The organism is Curtobacterium citri, assembly GCF_030362955.1.
Classification (GTDB): Bacteria; Actinomycetota; Actinomycetes; order Actinomycetales; family Microbacteriaceae; genus Curtobacterium; species Curtobacterium citri.
The window spans coordinates 238,149-258,351 of sequence record NZ_JAUCML010000001.1; the positions used below are offsets into that span (position 1 = coordinate 238,149).

The following is a 20,203-nucleotide window of genomic DNA, read 5'->3' on the forward strand; positions in this document are numbered from 1 at the left end:
CACCAAGAGTGTCCTGCAATCACATTCCGCAGGCCGTGCCACAGCAAACACTGCCTGCAGGGACGACTGTATAACGACGCGGTAACGGTGCGCCAGCGTGTCCTGGAACCGATCGCTGCGAGTTCGCTGACCGTCTGCTCAGCGGGTCAGAAGAGGTCGGGCGACGGGGTGGACGCGTACCGCACGGCGACGTCCGCGTGGCGGTCGAAGCGGTACCCGACGCCCCGGACCGTGCGCACGATCTCCTCGAACGCACCGAGCTTCGACCGCAGCCGTCGCACGTGCACGTCGATCGTGCGCTCGTTCGGGGTCTCGTCCTCGTCGTCGGACCACAGGCCGTCGATGATGGCGGCACGGTCGACCGTCTGGCCCTCGCGCAGCACGAGGAACTGCAGCAGCTCGAACTCCTTGTACGTCAGGGGAGCGGCCTCACCGTCGAGGGTCACGCGCTTGCGCGAGATGTCGATCACGACACCGGTCTCCTCGGGCTCGGGCTTCTCCGCCTGCTTCCGAGCGGCGACCGCGGACCGGTCCTGCAGGGCGAGGCGGACGACGTCGACGTCACGGCCCCCGGACCCCTCCGCGGCGACCGCGACGGCCGCGTACGTCTCCGACGAGGGGACGAGCTGTGCCGTCAGTGCCTTGAGCTGCTCGACCACGGCCGCGAGGGTCGTGCCGGCGGCCGCGGCCGCTGCCTCGTCGATGCCCACGTAGAGCGCGAAGCCGCGGGCCTCGGTGCCCTCGGGCAGCGCGCGGTTCCGCTGCGGCGCGACGACCGGGCTGGTCGGGACGCCGGTCGGCACCGGCGGGGCCACCGGCTGCCGTCGAGCCCGGATCGGCGTCACCGTGCCGAGGTCGGTCGGCGCAGCGGGGGCGGTGCGGAGCGTGGTGCGGGGCTGGGCGATGGTGAGCGACATGGTGGTTCTCCGGGCGGGTGGTCGCGGTGCGGTGCAACGCGGCGGTGTCGAATGCGTCGGTCCGGGTACGGCTGATCGCCGTGTCGCCCTGCGGTCCTGCGGTGGACCGGGGCCTCCGGGAGGGTGACCGGCACGTCGGACGCGATGCCTGCGCGTCGACGAGGTGGCGTCACCCGGGGATCACACGCTCGCGACCGGGGTGGTGTCGCGGGGGATCCGGCTGGAACGGGTACCGATCAGGCACACATTCGACAACGCATGACCGCCGTCGCCGGCATCATCGTGCCGGCGGTCCCCAGGGCCTCGCAGAGGACTCGGGTGGGCACGGTTGCAGTCATGCCACGAGTATCGGCGGTATACCAACGCGGTGTCAACCGTCCGACCGGACGGTGGCGGCGGAGTGGACAGGCCGCGCGCGACGACGCCGTCGTCCCGGCGCGGGCGATCGCGGGACGACGGCGTCGAGGGGAAGCGGTGCTACTCGGCCAGGCCGTAGAGGCGGTCGCCGGCGTCGCCGAGACCGGGGACGATGTAGCCGTTCTCGTCGAGCTTCTCGTCGAGCGCGCCGAGGACGATCGACACGTTGCGGTCGCCGACGGCCTGCTCCACCATCGCGAGGCCCTCGGGGGCGCCCAGGATGCACACGCACGTGACCTCCTCGGCACCGCGGTCGAACAGGAAGTCGATCGCCGCGGCGAGCGTGCCGCCGGTCGCGAGCATCGGGTCGAGGACGAAGCACTGGCGGCCGGACAGGTCGTCGGGCAGCCGCTCCGCGTACGTCTGCGGTTCGAGCGTCTCCTCGTTGCGCGCCATGCCGAGGAACCCGACCTCGGCGGTCGGGACGAGCTTGACCATGCCCTCGAGCATGCCGAGGCCGGCGCGGAGGATCGGGACGACGAGCGGGCGGGGCTTCGCGATCGAGACGCCCATCGTGTGCGCGACCGGGGTGTCGATCGGCGTGGCCGTCACCCGGACGTTCCGCGTCGCCTCGTACGCGAGGAGCGTGACGAGCTCCTCGGTGAGGGCCCGGAAGGTCGGGGAGGGTGTGGTCCGGTCGCGGAGCACCGAGAGCTTGTGGGTGATGAGCGGGTGGTCGGCGACGTGGACTCGCATGGAGTCGAGCGTACCGTGCCGATGGGGCAGGATCGACGCGTGGAACACCCAGCCGCCCGCCCCTGGACCGCCGCGATGGACCGCGCGCTCGACGAGGCCCGCGCATGCCTGGTGACCGGTGACGTGCCGGTCGGTGCCGTGGTGGTCGACGCCTCGGGTGCGGTCGTCGCCGTGGGGCGGAACGAGCGCGAGGCACGACAGGACCCCACCGCGCACGCCGAGGTGCTCGCGCTCCGCGCCGCTGCGGCGGTCACGGGGGACCGGCACCTGGCGGAGCACACCCTGGTCGTCACGCTCGAGCCGTGCCTGATGTGCGCGGGCGCCGCCCTGGCCGCACGGGTCCCGCGGATCGTCTTCGGTGCCTGGGACCCGAAGGCGGGCGCCAGCGGCAGCCTGTACGACATCGCGCGGGACCGCCGCCTGCCCCACCGCGCCGAGGTCGTGGCGGGGGTCCGGGAGCAGGCGTGCGCCGACCTGCTCGACGCGTTCTTCCGCGAGCGGCGCCGAGCCCTCAGTCGGCCGCGCGGATGACGATCGCCTCGGTCGGTGGCCGGGGCCCGGTCCGGAGCACGTCGGGCTCGATGTAGATGACGCGGGCGATCGGCACCGCCTCCCGGACCCGCTGCTCCACGGTGTCGATCCCGGCCGCCACGTCGCCGAGCCGCCGGTCGCCGTCGACGGCCACCTTCATGCCCACCATCAGCTCGTCGGGCCCGAGGTACAGGGTCTTCAGGTGCACGATCGAGTCGACCTCGGGCCCGTCGAGCACGGCGGCCTTGATCCGCTCGACGTCGGCGGCGGTCGCACCCTCGCCGACGAGCAGGCTCTTCGTCTCGATGCCGAGCACGACGGCCACGGCGATGAGCAGCAGGGCGATGAGGATCGTGCCGATCGCGTCGAACACGCCGTCGCCGGTGACGACGGTCAGGCCGACGCCGAGCAAGGCGAACACCAGGCCGGTCAGCGCAGCGGTGTCCTCGAGCATGACGACGGGGAGCTCGGGAGCCTTCGCGCGACGCACGAACTGCACCCACGACCGGGAGCCCTTCTGCGGTCGCGCCTCGCGCAGGGCGGTGCGGAGCGAGAAGCCCTCGAGCCCGATCGCGATCACGAGCACGGCGACCGGGAGCCACCAGTTCGTCAGCGGGTGCGGCTCGCGGAGCTTCTCGATGCCCTCGTACAGCGAGAAGACCCCACCGATGCTGAACAGGATGATCGAGACGACGAAGGCGTACACGTAGCGCTCGCGACCGTGGCCGAACGGGTGCTCCTCGTCCGCGGCACGGCGCGCACGGCGCCCGCCGAGCAGGAGCAGGAGCTGGTTCACCGAGTCGGCGAGGGAGTGCACGCCCTCGGCCAGCATCGCCGCCGACCCGCTGATCGCCGCCGCGACGAACTTCACGATCGCGATGCCGATGTTCGCGGCCAGTGCGGCGAAGATCGCCCGCGTGCCTCCTGATGCGCTCACGGCACCGATCCTAGGCGCGGGCGGTGGATAGGGTCGGGAGCATGACGATCGAACTGCCCCGCACCGCCATGCTCGGCGTCGGGTCGATGTCCGGCAGTGTCCTCGACGGTCTCCTCGCGGCCGGTCTCGACCCCGCGACCGTGACGCTCACCACCCGGTCCGAGGGCTCCGCGGCGGCCTGGCGCGGTCGTGGGCTGGACGCCGCGGCCACGGAGACCGACCCCGATGCGAACCGGGCGGCGGTCCGCGATGCCGGACTCGTCGTGCTCGGCGTGAAGCCGTACCTGGTCGGCGAGGTCCTCGACGAGGTCGCCGCGTCCCTGCACCCGGGCGCCGTGGTGGTCAGCGTCGCGGTCGGCACCACCACCGCGTCGATGGAGGCCCGCGTGCCCGCCGGCGTGCGCGTGGTCCGGGCCCTGCCGAACACCCCGATCGGCGTCGGGCACGGCGTCACCGGCATCAGCGCGGGCTCGACCGCCGACGCCGGAGCGGTCGCCCTCGCCTCGTCCGTCTTCACCGCCTCCGGACAGGTCATCGAGGTGCCCGAGGCGCGACTGGACGCCCTCTCCGCCGTGTCGGGTTCCGGCCCGGCCTACGTCTTCCTGCTCGTCGAGCAGTGGCAGCAGGCCGCCGAGGGCCTCGGCTTCACGCCGGAGCAGGCGGCGGTCATGGTCCAGGGCACGCTGCGGGGCGCGGTCGAGCTCCTCGCCGCGTCGGGACGCGAGCCCGCCGACCTCCGACGCGCGGTGACCAGCCCGAAGGGCACCACCGAGCGGGCGATCGCCGTCCTGCAGGACGCCGACCTGGCCGGCACCTTCACACGCGCGTCGCACGCGGCGATCGCGCGTGCCGAGGAGATCGCCGCGTCCTGACGGCCGCGGTGACCGACCGACGGACGGGAGGCGCGGTGCGGGCCCGCACCGTGCCTCCCGTCCGTCCGCCCGTGCGTTCGCAGTCGCTACTCGAGCGCCGCGAACCGCTCGAGGTCCGTCTCGGTCCCCGAGACGATGATGACGTCGTCCTCGCCGATGACGCTCTCCGGCGTCGCCGGCACGAAGGCGCGACCCGGTGACTTGATGCCGAGCACGGTGAGCCCGTGCCGCGTGCGGATCACGGTCGTGGCGAGGTCCTTCCCGCGCACGGCGCGCGGCGGGAACATCTTCACCACGGCGAAGTCGTCGTCGAACTCGATGAAGTCGAGCATCCGACCGGACACGAGGTGCGCGGTCCGCTCGCCGGCCTCGCGCTCGGGGTAGACGACGTGGTTCGCCCCGATCCGCGACAGGATCGTGCCGTGCGAGCGGCTGACGGCCTTCGCCCAGATCTGCGGGATGCCGAGGTCGACGAGGTTCGACGTGATGAGCACGCTCGACTCGAGGTGCGAGCCGACCGCGACGACGGCGATGGCGAAGTCCTGCGCGCCGATCTGCCGGAGGGCGTCGATGTCGGTCGCGTCCGCCTGCACCGCGTGGGTGACCCGGTCCGACCACTTCTGCACGAGCCCCGCGTCGGTGTCGACGACGAGCACCTCGCGGTGCTGGCGCTCGAGCTGCCCGGCGGTCGCGGCGCCGAACCGGCCGAGGCCGAGGACGAGCACGGGCGCGTCGTGGCTCACGGCTCCGGTGGCGGGGTGGGGTGCACTGCGGGGACGGCGGTCAGCCAACGATCGGCCTCTCCTCGGGACGACGGAACAACTGCCGGCTCTGACTGGCGGCGAGCGCGGCGGCGATCGTCACTGTACCGACCCGGCCCAGGAACATCGTGGCCGCGAGCACGTACTTGCCGGCCTCCGGCAGCTCGGCGGAGATGCCGGAGCTCAGTCCGCAGGTGGCGAAGGCCGAGATGACCTCGAAGAGCACCCGGTCGAGCGAGTCGCCCGTGATCTGCAGCAGCACGATCGTCATGACGGCGACGATGGTCGCGCCCCAGAGCACGACGGCCACGGCCACGCGGAGCACGTCGCTCGGGATCCGGCGCCCGAACGCCTCCATGCTCCGGCGTCCGCGGGCCTCGGCGACGGCGGCGAGGAACAGCACGGCGAGGGTCGTCACCTTGATGCCGCCCGCCGTCGACGCCGATCCGCCGCCGATGAACATGAGCATGTCGGTCACGAGCAGGCTCGCGCCGTGCATCTGCTCGACGTCGATCGTCGCGAAGCCGCCCGACCGGGTCATCATCGAGAAGAAGAGCGCCTGGAACGCCGTGTGCCCCGCTCCCGCGTCGCCGAGGGTCCGGGGGTTCGACGCCTCGAGCGCGGTGTAGACCACGGCGCCGAGGGCGAGCAGCACGGCGCTCGTGGTCAGGGTCAGCTTGACGTGGATGGGCCAGCGTCGCGGGGTGCGGAACTGCTTGGTCAGCGCCCGGATCACCGGGAACCCGATGGACCCGGCGAAGACCGCCACCATGAGCAGGGTGAGGAACCAGTAGTCGTTCGCGAACGGGGCCAGCCCCTCGGCGTTCGGCGAGAAGCCCGTGTTCGTGAACGCCATCGCGGCGTAGTAGAAGGAGTCGCCGACCGCCGTCCAGAAGGGGTAGCCCGCGACGAGCACCGACGGCAGGAGGAGCAGGCCGACGGCGGCCTCGATGGTCAGGGTGCTCACGGCGACGGTCAGGAGGAGGGTGCCGACCTCGCCGAGGCGGACGGCCTGTCCCTCGGGCACCGCGCCGCTGTGGGTGCGGAGCGGGTTCGAGTCACCCGCGGCGATGAGCTTCGCGCGCAGGCCGAGCCGCCGCGTGACGACGAGCCCGAGGATGGACGCGAAGGTCAGCACGCCGACGGCGCCGATCTGCGTCCCGACCACGATGAGGACCTTGCCGAACACGGACCAGTGCGTGGCCATGTCGACCGTCGCGAGTCCGGTGACGCACACGACCGACGCTGCGGTGAAGAGGGCGTCCGCGAAGTGCGTCGTGGTGCCGTCAGCCGAGGCCAGCGGGGTCGTGAACAGCACGGTGAAGACGAGGATCAGCGCGACGAAGACCAGGATCGCGAGCCGCGACGGCGACGACCGGAGGACGGCGGCGATCCGGCCAGCCTGCCGCCGGGAGTCGCTCACCTGCGGCGGGAGCGCCTCGGTGCGGTCGAGCATCGTATGCCTCCGGGGACATGGGCGTCGGACAGCGGTCATGGTACATCCGTGACGGCGCGGCTAGCCTTGCCGCATGGCCGACATCTTCACCGTCGTGGCGGACCCGACCCGGCGGGAGCTGCTCGGCGCCCTGCTCACGGCGTACGGGTCGGACGCGACCGGCGGGGAGCTCAGCGTCGGCCAGCTCGTGGCGAAGATCGGCGTCAGCCAGCCGACCGTGTCCAAGCACCTCCGGGTCCTGCGCGACCACGGGCTGGTGTCGAGTCGCGAGGAGGGGCAGCACCGCTTCTACCGCCTCGACCCGGAACCGCTCGTGCGGCTCGAGGAGTGGGTCGTGCCGTTCACCGGCGCCGTCGACGCCGACGGCACCCCGGCGACGACGTCCTGGACGCTCGACGGCCAGCCGGTGTCGTTCCGCCGGACGGGCACGCCGAGCCGGTCCGGGGTCGAGGTCGGGACCGAGCTCGGACGGGTGATGGCCGAGGCGTCGCACCGCGCGACCGCGGCGTTCACGGGCGCCCAGCAGGGCTGGGAGCGTGTCGTCGACCGGAGCCGCAAGCGCTTCACGCGCAAGGGCGAGGACGACTGACGCACCCGGTCGTGCGTCCGCTCGGAGTCTCCTGGACACGCGGTCCCACGCGCCCCTACAGTTACCCCTGACCACACAGGTCACACCGATCCGTGCGCCCAACCGAACGCGCACGGCCACCCGAAGGCGGACCATGACCGGCAGTTTCGACGACGTGCGCTTCCTCACCGTCGCTGAGGTCGCCGAGATGATGCGCGTCTCGAAGATGACGGTCTACCGCATGGTCCACGCCGGCGAGCTCCCTGCGATCCGGTTCGGCCGCTCGTTCCGCGTGCCCGAGTCGGCGGTCGCCGAGCTCCTGCGCGGCGGCATCGCCGACGTCGGCTGAGCGGCTCGTTCGACAGGACCGCTGCGCTCCGCTAGACTCGACCGGGTTGATTTTCCGCGGTCTCTTCGGGCCCGGTGTCCACACATCAGCATCGTTCCGAGCGAGGTCCACTATGGGTTCTGTCATCAAGAAGCGTCGCAAGCGCATGGCGAAGAAGAAGCACCGCAAGCTCCTTCGCAAGACGCGTCACCAGCGTCGCAACAAGAAGTAAGCGCCAAGTCCAGTACTTGCACCCGAAGCCCCGGTCCGCCGGGGCTTTCGTGTTCCCCGGAATGGTCATAATGGAGCCATGCCCGCCGTGACGTTCCTGACGAAGCCCGGCTGCCACCTCTGCGACGACGCCCGACCGGTCGTCGAGCAGGTCGTGGCGGCGCACCCCGGCGCGACCCTCGAGGAGCGGTCGATCCTCGACGACGACGCGCTGCGCAAGGAGTACGCCGAGGACATCCCGGTCGTGCTCGTCGACGGCCGGGTCCACAGCAACTGGCACGTCGACGCCGACCGGCTCCGTCGTGCCCTCGAGCAGGCGGAGGCCCGCGCATGATCCACCACGTCGTCTCCTGGACCGTCCGCGAGGACCTCGACCGCGTGGAGGTCACCACGCGCATCCGCGAGCTGCTGACCGGCCTCGTCGGCACGATCGGGTCGATCCGCTCGCTCGAGGTGGTCGAGAACGTCGCCTACCCGGGGAAGAACCAGGACGTCGCGGTGGTCGCGACGTTCGACGACCTCGCCGGGCTCGACGAGTACCAGTTCCACCCGGAGCACCAGGCTGCGGCCGCGCAGATCCGCGAACTCGTCACGGGGCGGGCCGCCATCGACTGGGAGGGGTGAGGCGCGCCTCCCGGCCGGCGGCCTCGGGCTGCGACGGCCGCGCTGCGCCGCTGCGCCGCTGCGCGCTCCGCACAACGGAAAGCGGCTCGAACCACGGGATTCCCCGGTTCGAGCCGCTTCCTGTTGTGCGACGGCAGGTCGCGCCGCGCCCGCTGTCTACGGGGTCAGGCGCGTCGGGCCGCGGAACAGGTACGTGACCTCGCGGATCGACGGCTCGTGCAGCGCGAGCATGAGCACGCGCGCCAGGCCCATGCCGAACCCGCCGTGCGGCGGGACGCCGTACCGGAAGAAGTCGAGGTACCAGCCGAGCTCCTCCGGGTCGAGACCCTTCTCGACGGCCTGCGCCTCGAGGGTCTCCACACGGTGCTCGCGCTGGGCGCCCGTCGAGATCTCCGCGCCGTTGAACAGCAGGTCGTAGCTGTTCGTCAGCGTCGGGTCGTCGGCGTGCCGCATGTGGTAGTACGGCCGGATCGTGGCGTCGTAGTCGGTCACGAACACGAACTCGGAGCCGTGCGTCTCCTTCGCCCACGCGCTCACGCGGCGCTCGCCCTCGGGGTCGAGGTCGCCGTCCGCCCGCACGACGTCGTGTCCGCTGTCGGCGACGATCTTCCGGGCCTCGGCGAGCGTCACGCGGGGGAACGGGGCGGTCGGCACGACGAACTCGAAGCCGAAGACCTCCTCGATCTCCTCGCCGTACTTCTCCTTGACGGCGGTGAAGCCCGCGACGAGGAGCTCCTCGTGCATCGCCATGACGTCGTGGTGCGACTCGACCCAGGAGATCTCGGCGTCGACGCTCGTGAACTCGGTGGCGTGGCGGCTGGTGAACGACGGGTCCGCGCGGAAGGCGTCGGCGATCTCGAACACCGCGCCGAAGCCGGCGGGCTGCGCCATCTGCTTGAAGTTCTGCGGCGACTGCGCCAGGTAGGCGGTCGTCTCGAAGTACTCGAGCTGGAAGAGCTCGGCGCGCGACTCGGACGCCGACGCCATGAGCTTCGGGGTGTGGATCTCGATGTAGTCGCGCTCGACCCAGTAGGTGCGGAACGCGTGCTCCATCGTGGTCTGGATGCGGAAGATCAGGTTCTGCTTGCGGTTGCGCAGGTCGAGGAAGCGCCAGTCGAGGCGCTTGTCGAGCGAGGAGTCGTCCGCGATGGGCGTCTCCGGCTTCGCGGCGCTGACGACCTCGAGCGAGCCGACCTTCACCTCGAGCCCGCCGAGCTTCACGCGCTCGTCGTGCTTCAGCGTCCCGCGGACGTGCACGAAGGTGCCGTGGGCGAGCCCGGAGATCTCGTCAGTGATGGCGAGTCGCGCCCGGGCGTCGTCGTCACCGTCCTCGGCCTCGCGCGTCGCCGGGTTGACGAGCTGGGCGGCGCCGGTCTCGTCGCGGAGCACGACGAACTGGACCTTCTTCTGGTCGCGGACGGTCTCCACCCAGCCGGCGACGGCAACGGGGCCGTCGGGGAGGGCGGCGAGGTCGGCGATGCGGGTGCGTTCGATCACGGTCGTCGAGTCTACGGCCTCCTCCACAGGGGCTGCTTTCGTGGGTCGTCTCCACAGATACGGCCGGGAGGCCCGGGTCGCGTCGGGCGGATCCGTACCGTCGTCTGCGTGGTCGGGTCGCGAGTCGAGAGGGGGTCCCGGATGACGGCGACGGGAGTGGGACTCGCGGCCTGGCCACCCGCCGCGGTGGCGGCGGTGGTGGCCGCGGCGGTCGGGTCGGCGCTGACGCTGGTCGGCGCACTGGTCGGCGGGCTGTGGGCCGTGCTGCGGTGGCGGCGGGACGTGGCGCGGGAGGAACGCGACCGGGCCTGGGCGCGGTTCGTGTGGACGGTCGACCAGGTCTGTGACGGCGATGTCGGCCGCGCCGAGGTCGGCACTGTCGGTGCCAACGCGATGTACGACATGCAGGGTCTTCGCGGTGACGACTCGGTGTTCGGCACGCTGGTGCTGGGACTCATCACGGGAAGGGATGACGATGACGGCTGACGACCCGGTACTGGCCCTGATCGAGCGACGGCAGGAAGAGTGGCGGCAACGCGTCCGCCGGCGCTACCGGTTCCGCCCGTGGAAGGCCCGGCGGCTCATCTGGGAGCACGACGAACTGCTGCGTCGTCAGGAGGAGTGGCGGGTGGCGCGGCAGGAGCGCGCGAGGTTGGTCCGGAACGGCGAGCTCCAGGTCGGTCGACGCCGCTAGGGGAGCGAGGCGCGCAGGGTGCCGAGCGTGCCGATGAACTCCTCGGCCATGCCCGCGCGTTCCACGAGTTTCGCGTGCCGGGCGCGGGCATCGTCGAGGTACCCGTCGAGACGGGCGGCGAGGGCCGGGCGGCCCTCCGGGTCGGCCGTGGCGAGCGCGTCGACCACGCGCAGGAGTTCCGCCATCTCGTCGAGCGTGAAGCCGAGTGGCTTCATGCGTCGGATCACGAGCAGTCGTTCGAGGTCCCCGACCGTGTAGACGCGGAACCCGCCGGTGGTCCGTCCACTGGGCACGAGCAGGCCGACCTCGTCGTAGTGACGGATGGTGCGGAGGGACATGCCGGCGCGCTCGGCGAGCTCGCCGATGTGCATGGTGTCGGCGCTCTCGGTCGCGTCGCCTGGCTCGATGGTGCTCACGGACGTCATGCTCGCAGACCTTCCTCCGGGCTGTCCCCGGGTCCCTGCGGCAACCCTACCCTCACGTCAGGGTAGGGTTACGGACGATGTCCATCGCACCCCACGCCCCCGCGGCACCCAGCGTCCTCAGTGCACTCCGGTCACCCCGCCTGCTCACGCGCGAGGTCCTCGCCGGTGTCGTCACCGCGCTCGCCCTCATCCCCGAAGCGATCTCGTTCTCGGTCGTGGCCGGCGTCGATCCGGCCGTCGGGCTGTTCTCGAGCGTGGTGATCGCGGTCGTGATCTCGATCGTGGGCGGCCGCCCGGCGATGATCTCCGCGGCGGCGGGCTCCGTCGCACTCGTCATCGCACCGCTCGTCCGCGACCACGGCGTCGCCTACCTCGTCCCCGCCGTGGTGCTCGGCGGCGTGTTCCAGGTCGTGCTCGGGTTCCTCGGCGTGGCCCGGCTCATGCGGTTCATCCCGCGCAGCGTCAACGTCGCCTTCGTCAACGCCCTGGCCATCCTCATCTTCACCGCGCAGCTGCCGAACCTGCTCGGACCCGACGTCCCGTTCGTGGTGTGGCCGCTCACCGCGCTCGGCGTGGGCATTATCATCGGCTTCCCGTTCCTGACCAGGGCCGTCCCCGCGCCGCTGATCGCGGTCGTCGTGGTCACCACGATCACGATCGTCTTCGGGGTCGTGGTCCCGACCGTCGGCGACGAGGGGGCCCTGCCCACCGCGCTGCCCGGCTTCGGCGGCATCACCGTGCCCCTGTCTCTCGAGACCCTGCAGATCGTCGCACCGTACGCGTTCGGCGTCGCGATCGTCGGGCTCATCGAGACGCTCCTCACCGCGCAGCTCGTGGACTCGCTCACCGAGACCCGGTCGAGCGCGTGGCGCGAGTCGTGGGGCCAGGGGATCGCGAACATCGCCTCGGCCTTCTTCGGGGGGACCGGCGGGTGCGCGATGATCGGGCAGACCGTCATCAACGTGAAGACCGCGGGGGCACGGACACGGGTGTCGACCTTCGCGGCGGGCGCATCGGTCCTGGTGCTGACGATCGTGCTCCACGACCTGGTCGCCCAGATCCCGATGGCCGCGCTGACCGCGGTGATGCTCATGGTGTGCGTCGCGACCTTCGACTGGCACAGCGTCCGACCGCGCACCCTCGGCCGGATGCCGCTCGGCGAGACCGCGGTCATGGTGATCACCGTCGTGGTCGTCGTCGCGACCGACAACCTCGCCACCGGGGTGATCGTGGGCGTCGTGGTGGCCGCGCTCGTCTTCGCCCGGCGGGCAGCCCACGTCGTCTCGGTCGTGCGCGAGCCGGTCGACGAGCACACGGTGCGCTACCGGGTCCGCGGTGCGCTGTTCTTCGCCTCGTCCAACGACCTCGTCACGCGGTTCTCGTACGCCGAGGACCCGCAGCGCGTCGTCATCGACATGTCCGACGCCCACGTCTTCGACGCGAGCACGGTCGCGGCGCTCGACGGCATCGAGCAGCGGTACGCGCGGCACGGCTCGACCGTCGAGGTGGTGAACCTGAACACCGGCTCCGTCGCCCTGCACGGCAGGTTGACCGGCCGTCTCGACTGACGGCCGGGCTGAACGGTCGCACATGCCGTGGATCCGCTGTGGGGCGGGTGAGGTCGGTGGAGCGACCTACACTGGAACCCATGCCCGCGACACGGATCCACCTCGTCCGGCACGGCGAGGTCCACAACCCGGGGCGAGTGCTCTACGGCCGACTGCCCGGCTTCGGCCTGAGCGAGCTCGGCACCCGGATGGCCGCCGCCTCGGCGACCGCGTGGCACGACGCCGGGGTCGACGTCCGCCGGATCGTCGCCTCGCCGCTCCAGCGCACGCAGGAGTCCGCCGCACCGTGGGCTGCCGCGTACGGGCTCGACGTCACGCTCGACGAACGACTCATCGAGCCGACCAACCGCTTCGAGGGGCAGCGGCCGGGCTTCACGAAGCGCTCGGTGGGCCGCCCGACCGAGTGGCCGTGGATCGCGAACCCGTTCCGCCCGAGCTGGGGCGAGGCGTACGACTCCATCGCGTCCCGGATGCTCGCCGCGGTCACGTCGGCGTGGGAGAGCACGGACGGCGGCGACGTCGTCCTCGTCAGCCACCAGCTGCCCATCTGGACCGTGCACCGCAAGCTCGCGGGGGAGCCGCTCTGGCACGACCCGCGCAAGCGACGGTGCGACCTCTCCAGCATCACGACCCTCGAGCGTGTGCCCGCCACCTCGTCCGGTCGCTTCACCGAGGTCGGGTACGCGGACCCGGCGCAGTCCCTGCGCGTGTCCGCCGTCGACGAAGGAGCAGTCTGATGCCCACCCGGACCCGGTTCGCCACCCTCGCGGCGACGGCGGTGATAGCAGCCCTGGCGCTCGCCGGGTGCTCGTCGTCGAACGACAAGCTGTCCGAGCAGTACGGCAGCGGGACGACCCAGAACTACATCTCCGGTACCGGCGCGGTGACCGAGGTCGCGGTGGACAAGCGGACTGACCCGGTGGACTTCACGACGAAGGACACCGACGGCGACACCGTCTCGGCGAAGGCCCTGCGCGGCAAGGTCGTCGTCCTCAACTTCTGGTACGCCGGCTGCCCGCCGTGCCGTGCCGAGGCGAAGTACCTCAACCAGGTGCACGACGAGCACGCGGACGACGACGTGGCCTTCGTCGGCGTCAACGTCCGCGACGAGGAAGGGACGGCGGCGGCGTTCGAGCGCACCTTCGGCGTCGACTACCCGACCGTGCTCGACGCCCGTGACGGCACGGTGCAGCTGGCGCTGTCCGGCCAGATCGCCCCGAACGCGGTGCCGGCGACGATCGTCCTCGACAAGCAGGGCCGGGTCGCCGCCCGGGTGCTGGGTGCGATCGACGGGAAGAGCATCCTCGACACCCTGGTCAGCGACGAGCTCTCCGGCAAGGCGTCCTGACCCGTGCCCGGCAACCCCTTCGCCGACGCGATCCTGAGCGGCCAGATGCTGGTGGCGCTCCCCGTCGCCGCACTCGCCGGGCTCGTCTCGTTCCTGTCCCCGTGCGTGCTGCCCCTGGTTCCCGGCTACCTCGGGTACGTCGGCGGCATCGCCGAGGGCGGGCAGCGTCGCGGTCGGGTCGTGCTCGGGGTGCTCCTGTTCGTGCTCGGCTTCACCGCCGTGTTCGTGGCGTACACGACGGTGTTCGGCGCGCTCGGGTTCTGGCTGGTCCGCTGGCGTGACCTCATCACGCAGGTGCTCGGCGTCGTCGTGATCGCGATGGGCCTCGTGTTCGTCGGTCGGTTCACGTTCCTGCAGCGCACGATCAAGCCGTCGTGGACGCCCGCGACCGGGCTCGTCGGTGCCCCGCTGCTCGGCATCGTGTTCGGGCTCGGCTGGACCCCGTGCCTCGGCCCGACCCTGGCCGCGATCAACCTGCTCAGCGTCCAGTCGGGCAGCGCGTGGCAGGGCATGTGGCTCGGCGTCGCGTACTGCCTCGGCCTCGGGATCCCGTTCGTCCTCGTCGCCCTCGGTGCGGGCTGGGCGACCGGTGCGATCCGCGCCGTGAAGCGCCACATGCGCACCGTCAACATCATCGGAGGAGCGATCCTGATCGTCATCGGTCTGCTCATGGTCACCGGCATCTGGTCGGCCGTCATGTCGAGCGTCGGGGCGGTGATCCAGAGCTTTGTCCCCGCGGTCTGAGCACGACACCACGCCCGTCGGCACGGACGCCGGTCCGGCGCCCGTCGACGACACGACCTCCGGCGGCGACCCGATGCGGCCGTCCGACCACGTCGACAGCGCAGCCCCGGCGGCCTCCGGCGACGACGGGGGCGTGACCCAGCCGAAGCTCGGCTTCGTCGGGTCGCTGCGCTTCGCCTGGCGGCAGCTGACGAGCATGCGCACGGCGCTGTTCCTGCTCATGCTGCTCGCCCTCGCGGCGATCCCCGGCTCGCTCGTGCCGCAGCGCACGGCGGACCCGAACGGTGTGGTGCAGTACAAGTCGGACCACCCGCAGCTCTTCCCGGTGCTCGACGCGCTCCAGGTCTTCGACACCTACACCTCGGTGTGGTTCTCGGCGATCTACCTGCTGCTCTTCGTCTCGCTCATCGGCTGCATCGTCCCGCGGACGAAGCACCACTGGCAGGCGCTCCGGACGCGACCGCCCCGGACCCCGGTGCGACTCGGCCGCCTGGCGGGCTACCGGTCCGTGCCGGTGGACGCCGACGCCCTGACCGCGCCCGCCACCCGCGCGAGCGGTGCGACGGACGCGGCCACGGGCCTCCCGTCCGTCGACCACGCCGTCACGCGTGCCATGGCGCTCCTGAAGCGCTCCGGCTACCGCGTCGAGCGGTTCGGCGACTCGGTGAGCGCGGAGCGCGGCTACCTGCGCGAGACCGGCAACCTCGTCTTCCACGCGGCGCTGGTCGGCGTGCTCGTCGCGGTGGGTCTCGGCGGTGGCTTCAGCTACACCGGGCAGCGACTGCTCGTCGAGGGGCAGACGTTCTCGAACGTCCTCGGATCGTACGACTCGTTCAACCCGGGTCGGTGGTTCCGGCAGACGGACCTCAAGGGCTACAACCTGACGCTCGACAAGTTCACGACCACGTACGAGGAGAAGAACCTCGACGCCCTCGGGCAGGCGCTCGACTACTCGGCGACCGTCACGAGCCAGGAGAAGGGGCAAGCTGCGAAGACCAGCCGCATCGGGGTGAACGACCCGCTCGCCGTGGGCGGCACGAACGTCTACCTGCTCGGCAACGGCTACGCCATGCAGGTCACCGTCCGCGACGGGCAGGGCAACGTCGCGTTCCAGGACGTCGTGCCCTTCCTGCCGGAGGATGCGAACTACACGTCGACGGGTGTGCTCAAGGTGCCCGACGCGAAGCCGTCGCAGCTCGGCATGGTCGGCTTCTTCTACCCGACGGCGTCGAAGCTCTCGACCGGGGCGTTCGCGAGCGCCTACCCGGACGCGCAGAACCCGCTCCTGACGCTGCAGGTCTACCGCGGCGACCTCGGGCTCGACAGCGGGGTCCCGCAGAGCGTGTACTCGCTCGACACCAGCGGCCTCGAGCAGATCGCCGGACGGCAGTCGTCGACGGCGAGCATCGAGCTCAAGCCCGGACAGACGAAGACCCTGCCCGACGGCACCGGCTCGATCACGTTCGACGGCGTGAAGCGCTACGTCTCGCTCGACGTGCACCACGACCCGTCGCAGGCGTACGTCGCGGGATTCGCGCTGCTCTCCACCCTCGGCCTGCTCGTGTCGCTGTTCGTCCCGCGCCGCCGCGTGTGGGTGAAGGCCGTCCCGCGCCGCGGCGCGGAGCACGGCGAGTACGACCTGGAGTACGCCGGCCTGGCGCGAGGCGAGGACCCCAACCTCGAGCGCGCCGTCGACGACATCGCCCGCCGGCACCTGTCGGACCTCGGAGTTAGGATTCCTGCGTGAACGACATGACGACGAACCTGGCGACCTACTCGGTCGTGCTGACGTACTCGGCCATGGCGGTCTACGTCATCGCGTTCATCTCGTTCGCGCTCGACATGGCCAAGCGTGCGGGTCAGGTGACGGCGGCTGCCGGTGCCGCAGCGCCCGAGGAACGGACCGTCGCGACCGTCCAGGGCGGGACCGTCGTGCTCGAGAAGGTCGACACCTCCTCCGGTCGGTCCGGCGGTGGCGGCACGAAGTTCGAGCGGGTCGGCATGGCGATGACGATCCTCGCGCTGGTGCTGCACGTCGCGGCCACCGTGCTGCGGGGCATCGCTGCGGACCGTGTGCCGTGGGGCAACATGTTCGAGTTCTCGCTGACCGGCACGGCGCTCATCACGCTGATCTTCCTGCTGGTGCAGCTCTGGCAGAACCTGAAGTTCCTCGGCGTCTTCATCACGGGCCTGACGATCATCCTGCTCGGCATCGCGACCGTGAACTACTGGGTCCCGGTCGTCCCGCTGCAGCCCGCGCTCCAGTCCTACTGGCTCGTCATCCACGTCTTCGTGGCGATCGCTGGCACCGGCTTCTTCGCGCTCGGCGCCGGGCTCGCGGTGGCGCAGCTCGTGCAGACCTACCGACAGGGCCGCCCGGTCTCCAAGCAGCTCCGCTTCATGGAGACGCTGCCGGACGCCGACCGGCTCGAGGTCCTGACCTACCGGGTCGTCCTGGTCGGCTTCGTGCTGTGGACCTTCACCCTCATCGCCGGCGCCGTCTGGGCCGAGCGTGCGTGGGGTCGCTACTGGGGCTGGGACACCAAGGAGGTCTGGACATTCATCATCTGGGTCGTCTACGCCGGGTACATCCACGCTCGCGCGACGCGCGGCTGGCGCGGCGCCCGCTCGTCGTGGCTGGCGCTCATCGGCTTCGCCGCGGTGATGTTCAACTTCTCCGTCGTCAACGTCTTCTTCAAGGGCCTGCACAGCTACTCGGGCCTGTGAGTCGCTGAACACGACACGACGGACGGGAGGCGCGGTGCCAGCTGGCACCGCGCCTCCCGTCCGTCGTCAGGCCGCGGCGAGCAGCGCGTGCACGCGCGCGAGCCGCGCCAGCCACCACGCCGTCCGCTCCGGCGACGCCGCGTTCCGCTCCAGCAGGTCCCGCGAGACCTCGATGCGCCGGACCGGCACCCGCCCGGCGACGGGCAGCAGCGGTGACGCGGTGACGTCGGAGGCGAACATCGCCGCCGTCCCGAGCCCGGCCGCGTAGCCGGGGGTCATCGCGGCCGCCGCGAGGAACGCCCCGATGCCGAGTCCGACCGACGTGTCCAGCGCGCTGGACACCACGCACGGCAGTCCCGCGTCCGCGACCACGGCCTGCGCCGCGGTCACGCCGCCGAGCGGCTGCGCCTTCACGACGAGCACGTCGGCGGCTCCCGCGCGCGCGACGGCGAGGGGGTCGGCGGCCTTCCGCACGCTCTCGTCCGCGGCGATCGGCACGCCGAGCCCGGCGGTGCGCGAGCGCAGGGCCGCGAGCTCCGGCACGGTCCGACAGGGCTGCTCGGCGTACTGCAGGCCGTAGGGCGCGAGTCGCTCGAGGGCCCGGGTGGCCTCGTCGACGCTCCAGAGTCCGTTCGCGTCCACCCGGACGTCCGCGTCGACACCCATCACCCGGCGGACCTCCGCCACCCGGGCGACGTCGTCGTCGACGGTCGTGCCGGGTTCGGCGACCTTGACCTTCGCGGTCGTGCAGCCGGGGTAGCGGGCGAGGAGCCCGGCGACCTCGTCGGGGGCGACCGCGGGCACGGTGGCGTTGACGGGCACCGAGTCCGCGGCCGGCTCGTGGTCGGTCCACCCGAAGTCGACCGTGGCGCGGAGCCATGCGGCGGCCTCGGCGTCGTCGTACTCGACGAACGGCGAGAACTCCGTCCAGCCGGCGGGACCGCGGAGGACGAGGGCCTCGCGGACGGTGATGCCACGGAACCGCACGCGCATCGGCAGGGCCACGACGTGGGCGTCGGCGGTCAGGTCGTCGAGGTCGGGGAGCACACCCCATCATCACCCGCGCGGTCGGGGTCGGTGCCACCGCGACGGCACCCAGCGCTCGCGCCGACACCTCGGAGCCGACCGCCAGGGCCGGGCACTAGCATGCACCGGTCGGCCCAGCGTCGGCGGTGCCGCGGCAGCTCGCGGCACGGACGTGTGGCGACCGAGGAGAGGGAGGGCCGGTGGCGTCGGATCCGCAGCAGCGTGGCCAGCGAACCGGCCGCCCGACGTCGGACGACCCCGTGACCGCCCAGCAGCGAGCGGCCGCCCAGCGCGCCGCCGCCCAGCGCGCCGCAGCACAGCGTGCCGCCGCGCAGCGTGCCGCCGCGCAGCGCACCGCGACCCAGCGAGCAGCAGCGCCGCAGCGTGCCGCCGCTCCGCGTGGTCCGGCCCAACGCACCCCGCAGCGGACCGAGGGGGCTGCGGCGTCGCCCCGCGGACGAGGAACCTCGGGCACGACCGCTGCGAACGGCGACTTCGAGCGGATGCTGCAGCGGGGCTCGGTGGACACCCGGACCCTCGCGCAGAGCCGTCGGCGCCGCAACCCGGTCATCGGCAAGATCGCGCTCGGTCTCGCGGTGGTGTCCGCCGCGGTCGACGCCAGCGCCTTCGCGGTGTTCATGGGCGGCGACACCACCTTCGCGTTCGGCATCTGCTTCGTGGTCGTGTTCCTCACGCTCATCGCCGCGGTGCTCGGGTTCATCGCCGCGGTCGGCTCCTTCGGCCGGTGGTACGGCGCGGTCGGGGTGGTGCTGGCGTTCTTCGCGAACCCGGTGATCCTCATCGTGCTGCTCGTCGTCGTCGCGCCGGAGGCTCTCACCGGCATGTAGCCCGGTGGCGCCGGTGGCACCGGTGGCACGTGATCCGCCGGCGGTACGGTGGAGGCATGGCTGCTCCCGTCTCCGACCTCTTCGACCCCGACGTCTGGACCGAGGCCCCGGTCGCGGCGCAGTTCACCGACATCACGTACCACAAGCACGTCTCGCAGGGCATCGTCCGGGTCGCGTTCGACCGCCCGGAGGTCCGCAACGCCTTCCGTCCCCGCACGGTCGACGAGCTGTACCGCGCCCTCGACGACGCCCGGCAGGACCCGCGCGTCGGCGTCGTCCTGCTCACCGGCAACGGCCCGAGCCCGAAGGACGGCGGCTGGGCGTTCTGCTCCGGCGGCGACCAGCGCATCCGCGGCCGGAGCGGCTACCAGTACGTCGGCGACGAGGGCGCTCCGCCCGAGGGGGTCGACCCGGCCGCCGCGCAGGCCTCGATGGGCCGCCTGCACATCCTCGAGGTCCAGCGCCTCATCCGGATGATGCCGAAGGTCGTCGTCGCGGTCGTGCCCGGCTGGGCCGCCGGCGGCGGGCACTCCCTGCACGCGATCTGCGACCTGACCATCGCGAGCGCCGAGCACGGGCGCTTCAAGCAGACCGACGCCGACGTCGGGTCCTTCGACGGCGGCTACGGCAGCGCGTACTACGCCCGGCAGATCGGGCAGAAGCTCGCGCGCGAGGTCTTCTTCCTGGCGGAGGAGTACTCCGCGCAGCGGGCGTACGAGATGGGTGCGGTGAACAAGGTCGTGCCGCACGCCGACCTCGAGCGCGAGGCGCTCCGCTGGGGCGAGACGATCCTCGGCAAGTCGCCGACGGCGATCCGGATGCTGAAGTACGCCTTCAACGCGGTCGACGACGGCATGGTCGGTCAGCAGGTCTTCGCGGGCGAGGCGACGCGGCTCGCCTACGGCACGGACGAGGCGGTCGAGGGGCGCGACTCCTTCCTCCAGAAGCGCGAGCCCGACTGGACCGCCTTCCCGTGGCACTACTGAGG

25 protein-coding genes are annotated in these 20,203 nt (G+C 71.8%); 17 read left to right on the top strand and 8 right to left on the bottom strand.

Annotated features, from left to right (window positions below):
• Positions 1-146: 146 nt before the first annotated feature.
• Positions 147-917: a winged helix-turn-helix domain-containing protein gene (locus tag QUG92_RS01150; RefSeq protein WP_069712104.1), complete on the bottom strand. Its 771-nt coding sequence runs from the start codon at positions 915-917 to the stop codon at positions 147-149.
• Between the two features lie 477 nt (positions 918-1,394).
• Positions 1,395-2,030, bottom strand: coding sequence for a uracil phosphoribosyltransferase (gene upp, locus QUG92_RS01155; RefSeq protein WP_069712105.1), 636 nt, complete (start codon positions 2,028-2,030; stop codon positions 1,395-1,397).
• A 75-nt stretch (positions 2,031-2,105) separates the two neighbouring features.
• On the opposite strand from upp, the gene QUG92_RS01160 reads away from it, so the two are divergent.
• On the top strand, positions 2,106-2,561 hold the full coding sequence (locus QUG92_RS01160; protein WP_289457550.1) for a nucleoside deaminase: 456 nt from the start codon (positions 2,106-2,108) through the stop codon (positions 2,559-2,561).
• Here QUG92_RS01160 and QUG92_RS01165 read toward each other — a convergent pair.
• A complete protein-coding gene (locus QUG92_RS01165; RefSeq protein WP_289457367.1) occupies positions 2,542-3,498 on the bottom strand; it encodes a cation diffusion facilitator family transporter in 957 nt (318 codons plus the stop codon). The genes QUG92_RS01160 and QUG92_RS01165 overlap by 20 nt on opposite strands.
• Positions 3,499-3,539: 41 nt before the next feature.
• Here QUG92_RS01165 and proC point away from each other — a divergent pair, with 41 nt between their 5' ends.
• Positions 3,540-4,370, top strand: coding sequence for a pyrroline-5-carboxylate reductase (gene proC / locus QUG92_RS01170; protein ID WP_289457368.1), 831 nt, complete (start codon positions 3,540-3,542; stop codon positions 4,368-4,370).
• An 86-nt stretch (positions 4,371-4,456) separates the two neighbouring features.
• Here proC and QUG92_RS01175 read toward each other — a convergent pair whose 3' ends face one another.
• Positions 4,457-5,113 (bottom strand): potassium channel family protein, encoded by a 657-nt coding sequence (locus tag QUG92_RS01175; RefSeq protein WP_141718877.1) that lies wholly within the window; start codon positions 5,111-5,113, stop codon positions 4,457-4,459.
• 40 nt (positions 5,114-5,153) lie between these two features.
• Positions 5,154-6,587, bottom strand: coding sequence for a TrkH family potassium uptake protein (locus QUG92_RS01180; protein WP_289457371.1), 1,434 nt, complete (start codon positions 6,585-6,587; stop codon positions 5,154-5,156).
• A 73-nt stretch (positions 6,588-6,660) separates the two neighbouring features.
• On the opposite strand from QUG92_RS01180, the gene QUG92_RS01185 reads away from it, so the two are divergent.
• The 5 genes from QUG92_RS01185 to QUG92_RS01205 all read left to right on the top strand — a co-directional run bounded on the left by QUG92_RS01185 (position 6,661) and on the right by QUG92_RS01205 (position 8,338).
• Positions 6,661-7,176: an ArsR/SmtB family transcription factor gene (locus tag QUG92_RS01185; RefSeq protein WP_069712110.1), complete on the top strand. Its 516-nt coding sequence runs from the start codon at positions 6,661-6,663 to the stop codon at positions 7,174-7,176.
• Between the two features lie 133 nt (positions 7,177-7,309).
• Complete coding sequence (locus QUG92_RS01190) at positions 7,310-7,504, top strand: helix-turn-helix domain-containing protein (protein ID WP_058729786.1); 195 nt, start codon at positions 7,310-7,312, stop codon at positions 7,502-7,504.
• Positions 7,505-7,616: 112 nt separating this feature from the next.
• Positions 7,617-7,715 (top strand): 30S ribosomal protein bS22, encoded by a 99-nt coding sequence (locus QUG92_RS01195; protein WP_003792170.1) that lies wholly within the window; start codon positions 7,617-7,619, stop codon positions 7,713-7,715.
• Between the two features lie 78 nt (positions 7,716-7,793).
• Positions 7,794-8,048, top strand: coding sequence for a glutaredoxin family protein (locus QUG92_RS01200; RefSeq protein WP_289457374.1), 255 nt, complete (start codon positions 7,794-7,796; stop codon positions 8,046-8,048).
• Positions 8,045-8,338 (top strand): Dabb family protein, encoded by a 294-nt coding sequence (locus tag QUG92_RS01205; protein ID WP_289457376.1) that lies wholly within the window; start codon positions 8,045-8,047, stop codon positions 8,336-8,338. Before QUG92_RS01200 ends, QUG92_RS01205 begins: the two co-directional genes overlap by 4 nt.
• 156 nt (positions 8,339-8,494) lie before the next feature.
• Here the strand turns inward: QUG92_RS01205 and aspS are convergent, their stop codons facing one another.
• Complete coding sequence (gene aspS, locus QUG92_RS01210; RefSeq protein ID WP_289457377.1) at positions 8,495-9,835, bottom strand: aspartate--tRNA(Asn) ligase; 1,341 nt, start codon at positions 9,833-9,835, stop codon at positions 8,495-8,497.
• Positions 9,836-9,991: 156 nt separating this feature from the next.
• On the opposite strand from aspS, the gene QUG92_RS01215 reads away from it, so the two are divergent.
• Both QUG92_RS01215 and QUG92_RS01220 read left to right on the top strand, forming a co-directional pair.
• The gene (locus QUG92_RS01215; protein WP_289457379.1) at positions 9,992-10,321 is read left to right on the top strand and encodes a hypothetical protein; all 330 of its coding nucleotides are present in this window, start codon (positions 9,992-9,994) and stop codon (positions 10,319-10,321) included.
• Positions 10,311-10,529: a hypothetical protein gene (locus QUG92_RS01220; RefSeq protein WP_182045954.1), complete on the top strand. Its 219-nt coding sequence runs from the start codon at positions 10,311-10,313 to the stop codon at positions 10,527-10,529. The genes QUG92_RS01215 and QUG92_RS01220 overlap by 11 nt, the downstream gene beginning before the upstream one ends.
• On the opposite strand, the gene QUG92_RS01225 is transcribed toward QUG92_RS01220, so the two are convergent.
• Positions 10,526-10,954 (bottom strand): MerR family transcriptional regulator, encoded by a 429-nt coding sequence (locus QUG92_RS01225; protein WP_182045955.1) that lies wholly within the window; start codon positions 10,952-10,954, stop codon positions 10,526-10,528. The two genes, QUG92_RS01220 and QUG92_RS01225, sit on opposite strands and share 4 nt — an antisense overlap.
• Before the next feature lie 77 nt (positions 10,955-11,031).
• Here QUG92_RS01225 and QUG92_RS01230 point away from each other — a divergent pair, with 77 nt between their 5' ends.
• The 6 genes from QUG92_RS01230 to ccsB all read left to right on the top strand — a co-directional run bounded on the left by QUG92_RS01230 (position 11,032) and on the right by ccsB (position 17,341).
• Entirely contained in the window at positions 11,032-12,522 is a 1,491-nt protein-coding gene (locus tag QUG92_RS01230) for a SulP family inorganic anion transporter (RefSeq protein ID WP_289457382.1), read from the top strand.
• A gap of 80 nt (positions 12,523-12,602) precedes the next feature.
• Positions 12,603-13,259 (top strand): histidine phosphatase family protein, encoded by a 657-nt coding sequence (locus tag QUG92_RS01235; protein WP_289457384.1) that lies wholly within the window; start codon positions 12,603-12,605, stop codon positions 13,257-13,259.
• Positions 13,259-13,870: a TlpA family protein disulfide reductase gene (locus tag QUG92_RS01240; RefSeq protein WP_289457385.1), complete on the top strand. Its 612-nt coding sequence runs from the start codon at positions 13,259-13,261 to the stop codon at positions 13,868-13,870. The genes QUG92_RS01235 and QUG92_RS01240 overlap by 1 nt, the downstream gene beginning before the upstream one ends.
• A 45-nt stretch (positions 13,871-13,915) precedes the next feature.
• Positions 13,916-14,614, top strand: a complete 699-nt coding sequence (locus tag QUG92_RS01245; RefSeq protein WP_182046021.1) for a cytochrome c biogenesis CcdA family protein — start codon at positions 13,916-13,918, stop codon at positions 14,612-14,614.
• A gap of 73 nt (positions 14,615-14,687) precedes the next feature.
• Positions 14,688-16,361, top strand: coding sequence for a cytochrome c biogenesis protein ResB (gene resB, locus QUG92_RS01250; protein ID WP_289457551.1), 1,674 nt, complete (start codon positions 14,688-14,690; stop codon positions 16,359-16,361).
• A 5-nt stretch (positions 16,362-16,366) separates the two neighbouring features.
• Positions 16,367-17,341 carry a c-type cytochrome biogenesis protein CcsB gene (gene ccsB / locus QUG92_RS01255; RefSeq protein ID WP_289457552.1) on the top strand — a complete coding sequence of 325 codons (975 nt, stop codon included), beginning with the start codon at positions 16,367-16,369 and terminating at the stop codon, positions 17,339-17,341.
• Between the two features lie 66 nt (positions 17,342-17,407).
• Here ccsB and QUG92_RS01260 read toward each other — a convergent pair whose 3' ends face one another.
• Positions 17,408-18,388, bottom strand: coding sequence for an o-succinylbenzoate synthase (locus QUG92_RS01260; protein WP_289457386.1), 981 nt, complete (start codon positions 18,386-18,388; stop codon positions 17,408-17,410).
• A gap of 239 nt (positions 18,389-18,627) precedes the next feature.
• Between QUG92_RS01260 and QUG92_RS01265 the strand changes: the two genes are divergently transcribed.
• Together QUG92_RS01265 and QUG92_RS01270 are read left to right on the top strand one after the other, a co-directional pair.
• On the top strand, positions 18,628-19,215 hold the full coding sequence (locus QUG92_RS01265; RefSeq protein WP_289457387.1) for a hypothetical protein: 588 nt from the start codon (positions 18,628-18,630) through the stop codon (positions 19,213-19,215).
• A 56-nt stretch (positions 19,216-19,271) separates the two neighbouring features.
• Positions 19,272-20,201 (top strand): 1,4-dihydroxy-2-naphthoyl-CoA synthase, encoded by a 930-nt coding sequence (locus QUG92_RS01270; protein ID WP_289457388.1) that lies wholly within the window; start codon positions 19,272-19,274, stop codon positions 20,199-20,201.
• The last annotated feature ends 2 nt before the right edge of the window (positions 20,202-20,203 follow it).